This is a genomic window from Pseudomonas sp. NPDC089530 (assembly GCF_050280705.1).
Lineage (GTDB): Bacteria > Pseudomonadota > Gammaproteobacteria > Pseudomonadales > Pseudomonadaceae > Aquipseudomonas.
In genome coordinates this window covers 1-8,418 of sequence record NZ_JBNNVU010000145.1, presented here as the reverse complement: position 1 = coordinate 8,418, position 8,418 = coordinate 1, and the positions used below count along the sequence as shown (strand labels likewise).

At 63.0% G+C, this 8,418-nt stretch carries 8 protein-coding genes and 1 pseudogene; 7 read left to right on the top strand and 2 right to left on the bottom strand.

The features are described 5' to 3' along the window. Positions 1-89: 89 nt before the first annotated feature. Positions 90-506, top strand: a pseudogene (locus ACQKQA_RS28815) (class 1 fructose-bisphosphatase); the annotation flags it as partial. A gap of 4 nt (positions 507-510) precedes the next feature. Next, positions 511-1,113 carry a DUF924 family protein gene (locus ACQKQA_RS28810; RefSeq protein ID WP_427564600.1) on the top strand — a complete coding sequence of 201 codons (603 nt, stop codon included), beginning with the start codon at positions 511-513 and terminating at the stop codon, positions 1,111-1,113. Positions 1,114-1,208: 95 nt separating this feature from the next. Here the strand turns inward: ACQKQA_RS28810 and ACQKQA_RS28805 are convergent, their stop codons facing one another. Then, on the bottom strand, positions 1,209-3,101 hold the full coding sequence (locus ACQKQA_RS28805) for a methyl-accepting chemotaxis protein (protein WP_427564599.1): 1,893 nt from the start codon (positions 3,099-3,101) through the stop codon (positions 1,209-1,211). A 281-nt stretch (positions 3,102-3,382) separates the two neighbouring features. Here ACQKQA_RS28805 and ACQKQA_RS28800 point away from each other — a divergent pair, with 281 nt between their 5' ends. Together ACQKQA_RS28800 and ACQKQA_RS28795 are read left to right on the top strand one after the other, a co-directional pair. Further along, positions 3,383-3,637, top strand: coding sequence for a hypothetical protein (locus ACQKQA_RS28800; protein WP_427564598.1), 255 nt, complete (start codon positions 3,383-3,385; stop codon positions 3,635-3,637). Positions 3,638-3,672: 35 nt separating this feature from the next. Next, positions 3,673-4,242, top strand: coding sequence for a lipocalin family protein (locus ACQKQA_RS28795; RefSeq protein WP_427564597.1), 570 nt, complete (start codon positions 3,673-3,675; stop codon positions 4,240-4,242). Positions 4,243-4,296: 54 nt separating this feature from the next. Here ACQKQA_RS28795 and ACQKQA_RS28790 read toward each other — a convergent pair whose 3' ends face one another. Next, entirely contained in the window at positions 4,297-5,661 is a 1,365-nt protein-coding gene (locus tag ACQKQA_RS28790; protein ID WP_427564596.1) for a formimidoylglutamate deiminase, read from the bottom strand. Positions 5,662-5,849: 188 nt separating this feature from the next. On the opposite strand from ACQKQA_RS28790, the gene hutC reads away from it, so the two are divergent. The 3 genes from hutC to hutU all read left to right on the top strand — a co-directional run. Continuing rightward, entirely contained in the window at positions 5,850-6,518 is a 669-nt protein-coding gene (gene hutC, locus ACQKQA_RS28785) for a histidine utilization repressor (protein ID WP_230014808.1), read from the top strand. Positions 6,519-6,527: 9 nt separating this feature from the next. Next, entirely contained in the window at positions 6,528-7,100 is a 573-nt protein-coding gene (locus ACQKQA_RS28780) for a HutD/Ves family protein (protein WP_427564595.1), read from the top strand. A gap of 401 nt (positions 7,101-7,501) precedes the next feature. Then, on the top strand, positions 7,502-8,418 hold a 917-nt coding region (gene hutU / locus ACQKQA_RS28775; protein WP_427564594.1), incomplete at its 3' end, for a urocanate hydratase.

Genomic DNA, 8,418 nt, shown 5'->3' with positions numbered 1-8,418 from the left:
GATAAATCACATTAACTTAACCACTAAAAACACATGGAAATAATCACAATTCACATGAAGAAAAATACCAGACCAAAGCTCCGGCGCCACTCACCATTCCTGAGAGCACCCAGGAATTCGCCATCAACATGTCCAACCAGCGTCACTGGGAAGCGCCGGTCGCGCGCTACGTGAGCGAGTTGATGGCGGGCGAGGAAGGCCCGGTGAAGAAGAACTTCAACATGCGCTGGGTCGCGGCGATGGTGGCCGACGTGCACCGTATCCTGACCCGTGGCGGCGTGTTCATGTACCCACGCGACAGCCGCGAGCCATCGAAGCCGGGCAAACTGCGCCTGATGTACGAAGCCAACCCGATGTCGTTCCTGGTCGAACAGGCGGGCGGCGCGGCCACCGACGGTCACCAGCGCATTCTCGATATCCAGCCTGAAGGCCTGCACCAGCGCGTAGCGGTGTTCCTCGGCTCGAAGGAAGAAGTCGCTCGCGTGACCTCCTACCACAAGGAATAAACCCATGGCCGCGCCCTGGCAGCCCCTGCTCGACTGGTGGTTCGGCTGTGCCGAGAAACCCGCGGATATCAAGGCTGACAAGGGCCGGCTGTGGTTTGGCAAACGCGACAGCCAAGACCTCGAAGCGCGTGAGCGTTTCGGGGAGCTGGTGGAACAGGCGCTGGCCGGCGGACTGACCGAATGGGCGCAAGGCCCGCAAGGCTGGCTGGCCCTGGTGTTGCTGCTCGACCAGCTGCCGCGCATGCTCTATCGCGAAACCCCCAAGAGCTTTGCCGGCGACCTGCGCGCCCAGGCACTGGTGGCCCAGGGCATCGCCGCGGATTTCGACCGGCAACTGTCGCCCATGCAGCGCAGCTTCATCTACCTGGTGTTCGAGCACTGCGAGAATCTGGCGGTGCAGAACGAAGCGGTGTCCCGTTTCGTGGCCTTGCTGGCCGAGCAGCCGCTGGTCGACGAACCGGTGTTCGCCGATCTGCTGGATTACGCCGAACGGCACCAGAGAATCATCGCCCGCTTTGGGCGCTTCCCCCACCGCAACCAGATCCTCGGGCGTGAATCGACGCCGGAAGAATTGGCGTTCCTGCGTGAGCCGGGTTCCAGCTTCTAAAGCTGCTGAGTGGCATCAAAAGCTATCGCGGGCAAGCCTCGCTCCTACAGGGAAATGCGTTCCACTGTAGGAGCGATGCTTGCTCGCGATGCTTTTCAGATCCGGAAGCTACCCACCAACTGCTGCAACCGCGCCGCCTGTTGCTCAAGGTCGGCGCAGGCGCGCAGGGTGGCCTGGAGGTTTTCCACGCCTTCCTGGTTGAGGGTGTTGATCTCGTTGATGTCGACGTTGATCGACTCCACCACGGCAGTCTGTTCCTCGGTGGCGGTGGCCACGGACTGGTTCATGCCGTCGATCTCGCCGATGCGCTGGGTCACGCTGCCCAGGCGCTCGCCGGCCTGGTTGGCGATGCCGACGCTGCTTTCGCTCTCGCGTTGGCTGGCGGTCATGGTGTTCACCGCCTGGCGGGCGCCGACCTGCAGTTCCTCGATCATCTTCTGCACTTGCTGCGCCGAGTCCTGGGTGCGGTGGGCAAGGTTGCGCACTTCATCGGCGACCACTGCGAAACCGCGCCCGGCGTCGCCGGCGCGGGCGGCTTCGATGGCGGCGTTGAGGGCCAGCAGGTTGGTCTGCTGGGAGATGCTGGTGATGACTTCGAGGATCTGCCCGATGTTCACCGTGTTGCTGTTCAGCGTCTCGATATTGCCGCAGGAGTCGCTGATCTTCGCCGACAGCTGGTGCATGGCGGCGATGGTCTGGTCGACCACGGCCTGGCCTTCGCTGGCCAGGTTGCGCGCGTCGCTGGAATGCTGCGAGGCCAGGGCGGCGTTCTGGGCGATTTCCTGGGCGGCGGCGCCGAGCTGGTTGATCGCGGCGGCGACGCTGTTGGTGCGCGAGGCCTGCTGGTCGGAATTGAACATCGACGAGTTCGAGGCGCTGACCACCCGCAGGGCGACTTCGTTGACCTGGCCGGTGGCCGAGGCGACTTCGCGGATCGAACCGTGGATACGTTCCACGAAGCGGTTGAACGACACGCCCAGGGTGCCGAATTCGTCCTGGCCATGGATGGTCAGGCGCTTGGTCAGGTCGCCTTCGCCCTCGGCGATGTCGTGCATGGCGCGGCCCATCACATGCAGCGGTTGCATCAACACGCGGATCAGCATGCCCAGCAGGCCGATGATGATCGCCACGGCGATCAGCATGGCGATGATCGCCGAGGTGCGGAATTCGCTGAGCATCGAGAATGCGGTGTCCTTGTCCAGCACCAGCGCCACGTACCAGTCCGCCGACGGTACGCCGTTGACGCGGGTGAAGGAGATGAACTGGGTCTGGCCATTCAGCTCGACCTCTTTCAAGCCGGGGCTGACCTGGGGCGCGCCGTTGGGGTAGACCTCGCTGAGGTTCTTGAGCACCAGCTTGCTGTCCGGGTGGATCAGGATCTTGCCGGCGGCGCTGACGATAAAGGCCTGGCCGTGGCCGCCGAAGTTCAGCGAGTTGATGATGGCGCTGATGCTGGACAGGTCGATGTCGGCCCCGGCGACGCCGATAAAGCTGCCCTGGTGCTGGACCGGGGTGGCGACGGTGATCACCAGCTTGCCGGACGAAGCGGCGATGTAGGGTTCGGTGACGATAGTCTGCTGGGCCGCGTTGGCGGCCTTGTACCAGCCGCGGGCGCGGGGATCGTAGTCGGGCGCGCGGTTGCCCGCTGGCACCGAGAACATCAGGCCGTCCTGGCCGCCGAAGTAGCTGAGCTGGAAATTGCTGGCATAGGCGGGGAGGCCGACGCTGCGCTTCAGGCCATCGGCACCGCTGCCGTCCACGGCGATCTGTTGGGCCAGGGTGTGCAGCAATTGGATGCGGCTTTCCAGCCAGGTCTGGATGTTGCTGCCGGTCAGGCTGCCGAGCTCCTGCATGGAGGACTCGCTGCTGCTGCGCAGGGCCTCGCGTTGTCGATAGTCGTTGAACAGGATGAAACAGGCGAACGCGACGGCGACCACAAGAGCGGCGGCAAGCAGGATCTTGTGGCTGAATTTCATATTTCTGGTCATTAAGTGAACTACCGCGAGGGGGTGGTCAGCGAGGGTGCGTCAATTTGCCACAAAGGTGGTTTTTGCGCTGCATTTATGTCGACTGGCCATTACCCAAGTTGAGGCGTTTTGACAGCTCTGCGACGAAATGCCTTTTACCGGCGCAAAGTGGTTGATTCCGGAGGAAATGCTGAGCGCTGCGTCACAATAAATAGCCGTTTGGCTGGGGAACCAGACGGGGCTTTTCTCTTCTAAGCTTCTGGTTGGCAGCATGCCATCCCCCGTCCCCCAGGAGTTTCACCATGTCCCTGCGTTCTCTCGCTCTGTTGTCGTTCTGTGTGCTGTTGGCAGCCTGCGGAAAGATCAATCAGGAAAACTATTCCAAGCTGTCCACCGGCATGCCCAAGGCCGAAGTTGAAAAACTGTTGGGCAAACCGACCGACTGTTCCGGCGCGCTGGGCATGTCCAGTTGCACCTGGGGCGACAAGAACAGCTTTATCAGCGTGCAGTACGCCGGTGACAAAGTGCTGATGTTTTCCGGGCAAGGCCTGAAGTAAGAAAACCGGGGCCATGTGCCCACGGGAGAAAAATAATGATGCGTTTGGTAGTCACTCTTCTGGCCGGCCTGTTGCTGGCTGGCTGCGCCACGTCCCGGGACGATTCGCTGGCACCCAAGACCGTTAATCACGTCGATCTCAAGCGTTACCAGGGGACCTGGTACGAGTTGGCGCGTTTGCCGATGTATTTCCAGCGCAACTGCGCGCAGTCCGAAGCCCGCTACACCCTGCTGCCCGAGGGCAACATGGCGGTGCTCAACCGCTGCCTGACCGCCGACTGGCAATGGGAAGAGGTGCGGGGCACGGCAACGCCGCAGGCGCCGGGTAAAACCGACAAGCTGTGGGTCGAGTTCGACACCTGGTTTTCCCGGCTGATACCGGGCAGCGCCAAGGGCGACTACTGGGTGCTGTACGTGAGCGACGACTACAAGACTGCCATCGTCGGCAATCCGGATCGTCGTTACTTGTGGCTGTTGTCGCGCCGGCCGAATGTCAGCGAGGCGGTTCGCGAGGATCTGCTAAGCAGAGCGCGTGAGCAGGGGTACGACACCACCCGCCTGATCTGGCGTGTGTCGGACAAGGCGATGGCCAAGACCTCGAAGTGAGTCCTGCCTTGTACCTGTAGGAGCCGGCACGCTGGCTCCTACAGGGGATGGGTTTCAGCCGAGCAGATCGCGCAGCACTTGGGTAAAGGCGCGATTGCTTTCTTCCTCGCCTGCGTGGCGGCCGTCGCGCACCACCCACTGACCGTTGACCAGCACATCCCGCACCTGGCGATCGCCGCCGGCGAACAGCCAGCGGTTGAGAATGCCATCGCCATCGGCGGTGGCCAGGTACGGGTCGTTGCCGTCGAGCACCAGCCAGTCAGCACGCTTGCCCACTTCCAGGGCGCCGATCGGTTGCCCCAGGGCCTGGGCGCCACCGTCCAGCGCGGCGTCGTACAAGGTCCGGCCGACCATCGGCTGGTCGCTGCGATACAGGCGATTGCGGCGCTGGTCGCGCAGACGCTGGCCGTATTCCAGCCAGCGCAATTCCTCCACCACGCTCAGCGATACATGGCTGTCGGAACCGATGCCCATGCGCCCGCCCTGGGCGAGGAAATCCACCGCCGGGAAAATCCCATCGCCCAGGTTGGCCTCGGTGGTCAGGCACAGGCCGGCGATGGCCTTGCTGCGCGCCATGAGGCTGACTTCTTCGGCATTGGCGTGGGTGGCGTGGACCAGGCACCAGCGCTGGTCGACCTGGGTATTTTCATACAGCCATTGCAGCGGCCGATGTCCGCTCCAGGTCAGGCAGTCGTCGACTTCCTTCTGCTGTTCGGCAATGTGGATATGCACCGGGCACTGTTGGTCGCTGGCGGCCAGGACTTCGCTGATCTGCTGCGGGGTGACCGCGCGCAACGAGTGGAAGCACAGCCCCAGTTGCTGGGCCGGTTGCCGGGCCAGCAGCGGTTGCAGGCGGCTCTGCAGTTTGAGGTAGTTTTCCGTGCTGTTGATGAAGCGGCGCTGGCCGTCATTCGGCGCCTGGCCGCCGAAGCCCGAGTGGCTGTACAGCACCGGCAGCAGGGTCAGGCCGATGCCGGCGGCGCTGGCGGCCTGGCTGATGCGCAGCGACAGCTCGGCCGGGTCGGCATAGGGCTGGCCGCTGGTGTCGTGATGCACGTAATGGAATTCGGCGACCGAGGTGTAACCGGCCTTGAGCATTTCGATGTACAGCTGACGGGCGATGATGCCCAACTGGTCCGGGCTGATCTTGCCCACCAGGCGATACATCAGGTCGCGCCAGGTCCAGAAGCTGTCGTTGGGGTTGCCCGCCACTTCGGCCAGCCCGGCCATCGCCCGCTGGAAGGCGTGCGAGTGCAGATTGGGCATGCCCGGCAGCAGCGGGCCTTGTAGCCGTTCGGCGCCTTCTGCGCTGGCATCGGCCTGGATGTGGGTCAGCAGGCCGTCGGCGCCGACCTCGAGACGTACGTTGTTGGCCCATCCGTTAGGCAGCAGTGCGCGTTCGGCAAAGAAGGCGGACATGGTTCAAGCACCCCGTCGTGTGTTATTTGTATATACATATACAGACGTTTGCCTGCTCGGTAAACTCCGGCAAGCTATCCATTTTTACTGACAACCAAGGATTTCCCGTGCCGACTCCGCCTGCCAACTCCCCGCTGGCCGCCCAACTGGGCGATAGTCCGGCGCCCTTGTACGCCCGCGTCAAGCAGATGATCACCCAGCAGATCGAGAGCGGAAACTGGCCGCCGCACTACCGTGTGCCCTCGGAAAGCGAACTGGTCAGCCAGTTGGGTTTCAGCCGCATGACGATCAACCGTGCCCTGCGCGAGATGACCGCCGAGGGCATGCTGGTGCGCATGCAGGGCGTGGGCACCTTCGTCGCCGAGCCCAAGAGCCAGTCGGCGCTGTTCGAGGTGCACAACATCGCCGACGAGATCGCCTCGCGCGGTCATCGCCATACCTGCAAGGTCATCACCCTGGGTGAAGAAGCGGCCGGTTCCGAGCGCGCCGTGGCCCTGGAAATGCGTGAAGGGCAGCGGGTCTTCCATTCGCTGATCGTGCATTTCGAGAACGATATCCCGGTGCAGATCGAGGACCGCTTCGTCAACGCGCTGGTGGCGCCGGACTACCTCAAGCAGGACTTCACCCTGCAGACCCCCTACGCCTACCTGAACCAGGTCGCGCCGCTGACCGAGGGCGAGCACGTGGTCGAGGCGATCCTGGCCGAGCCGGAAGAATGCAAGTTGCTGCAGATCGAGCGCGGCGAGCCGTGCCTGCTGATTCGCCGCCGGACCTGGTCCGGCCGTCAGCCGGTGACGGCCGCGCGCCTGATTCACCCGGGTTCCCGTCATAGCCTGGAAGGGCGGTTTCACAAGTAAGGGGCATCAATGACTCAGTTGAACGTTTTGCGCGCGGCCGACTATCCGCGCATGCCGTGGAAAAACGGCGGCGGCAGTACCGAAGAGATCACCCGGGACGCCGGGGTCGGCCTGGAAGGTTTCGGCTGGCGCCTGTCTATCGCCGATATCGGTGAGTCCGGCGGCTTTTCCAGCTTCGCCGGTTACCAGCGGATCATCACCGTGCTGCAAGGCGCCGGCATGACCCTGACCGTGGACGGCCAGGACACGCGGGCGCTGCTGCCACAGGACCCCTTTGCCTTCAGTGGCGCCAGCCAGGTGACCTGCACGCTGATCGACGGACCGATCCGCGATTTCAACCTGATCTATGCCCCGGACCGTTACAGCGCCCGCTTGCAGTGGCTGCAGGGTGGACAGCGCTTCTTCACCCAGGCCAGCACGGTGCTGGTGTTCAGTGTGGCCGACGAAATGCGCGCCGACCTGGGTGACGGCGTCGCCGCCTTGCTCGAGCGCCATGACTGCCTGCAACTACTCGATAACCCTGGTTTGCGGGAAGTCGCCGTCAGCGGCGCTTGCTGCGTGATCGAACTGACCTCCATCTGATCTATAGCCGCTGCCTTCGGCAGCGGCTATACAGCCCCCCTCCTGTTTCCCTCCCTCCCCAATATTGTTTCCCTCGCGCACCAATTTGTTACCGAACGCCCCAGCATGGCGCAAGGCCACCCCGCAGTAACGGCTGCGGCCTCTTCTTGTCTTGTCCCCCTGCAAAAAAATAATCGACGCTGAAACCCTTGATCCAAAGGCCTTTGCGCCATTTCTACGATTTTTCTCGAGGGGGCGCCCAGTGAGTTGGCCGCTTGATTGCATATGCTTGTATGTACAAGTAAAGACGTATGCGTATAAGTCGCCGCGTCCCCCCTGATTCGCTTGCTGCGCAGCCCCTGCGCGCAGGCATGCTCGCCCACTGCCTGGGTTGGTTGGATTGATCGCTGAGGAGTTTTTCCGTGACTGAGAACAAACCTACGAAATACCGGAACGTCGAAATTCGCGCTGCCCGCGGCAACAAGCTGACCGCCAAGAGCTGGCTGACAGAAGCCCCGCTGCGCATGCTGATGAACAACCTCGATCCGGAAGTCGCCGAGAACCCGAAAGAGCTGGTGGTCTACGGTGGCATCGGCCGCGCCGCGCGCAACTGGGAATGCTACGACAAGATCGTCGAGAGCCTGACCAACCTGAACGACGACGAGACCCTGCTGGTGCAATCCGGCAAGCCGGTCGGCGTGTTCAAAACTCACAGCAACGCACCGCGCGTACTGATCGCCAACTCCAACCTGGTGCCGCACTGGGCCACCTGGGAACACTTCAACGAACTGGATGCCAAGGGCCTGGCCATGTACGGCCAGATGACCGCTGGCAGCTGGATCTACATCGGCAGCCAGGGCATCGTCCAGGGCACCTACGAAACCTTCGTCGAAGCCGGTCGCCAGCACTACAACGATGACCTCAAGGGCCGCTGGGTCCTGACCGCCGGCCTCGGCGGCATGGGTGGCGCCCAGCCGCTGGCCGCGACCCTGGCCGGTGCCTGCTCGCTGAACATCGAATGCCAGCAGTCGAGCATCGATTTCCGCCTGAAGACCCGTTACGTGGACGAGCAGGCCAAGGACCTGGACGACGCCCTGGCGCGTATCGCCAAGTACACCGCCGAAGGCAAGGCGATCTCCATCGCCCTGTGCGGCAACGCGGCTGAAATCCTCCCGGAAATGGTCCGTCGCGGCGTGCGTCCGGACATGGTCACCGACCAGACCAGCGCTCACGACCCGCTCAACGGTTACCTGCCAGCCGGCTGGACCTGGGACAAATACCGCTCACGCTACTATACCGAGCCTGCGGCAGTGGTCAAGGCGGCAAAGCAATCGATCGC

Excerpts from the sequence above, each read along its gene's own strand:
- ACQKQA_RS28810 (WP_427564600.1), top strand. The coding sequence starts at position 511 with ATGGCCGCGCCCTGGCAGCCCCTGCTCGACTGGTGGTTCGGCTGTGCC.
- ACQKQA_RS28805 (WP_427564599.1), bottom strand. The coding sequence starts at position 3,101 with ATGACCAGAAATATGAAATTCAGCCACAAGATCCTGCTTGCCGCCGCT.
- ACQKQA_RS28800 (WP_427564598.1), top strand. The coding sequence starts at position 3,383 with ATGTCCCTGCGTTCTCTCGCTCTGTTGTCGTTCTGTGTGCTGTTGGCA.
- ACQKQA_RS28795 (WP_427564597.1), top strand. The coding sequence starts at position 3,673 with ATGATGCGTTTGGTAGTCACTCTTCTGGCCGGCCTGTTGCTGGCTGGC.
- ACQKQA_RS28790 (WP_427564596.1), bottom strand. The coding sequence starts at position 5,661 with ATGTCCGCCTTCTTTGCCGAACGCGCACTGCTGCCTAACGGATGGGCC.
- hutC (WP_230014808.1), top strand. The coding sequence starts at position 5,850 with ATGATCACCCAGCAGATCGAGAGCGGAAACTGGCCGCCGCACTACCGT.
- ACQKQA_RS28780 (WP_427564595.1), top strand. The coding sequence starts at position 6,528 with ATGACTCAGTTGAACGTTTTGCGCGCGGCCGACTATCCGCGCATGCCG.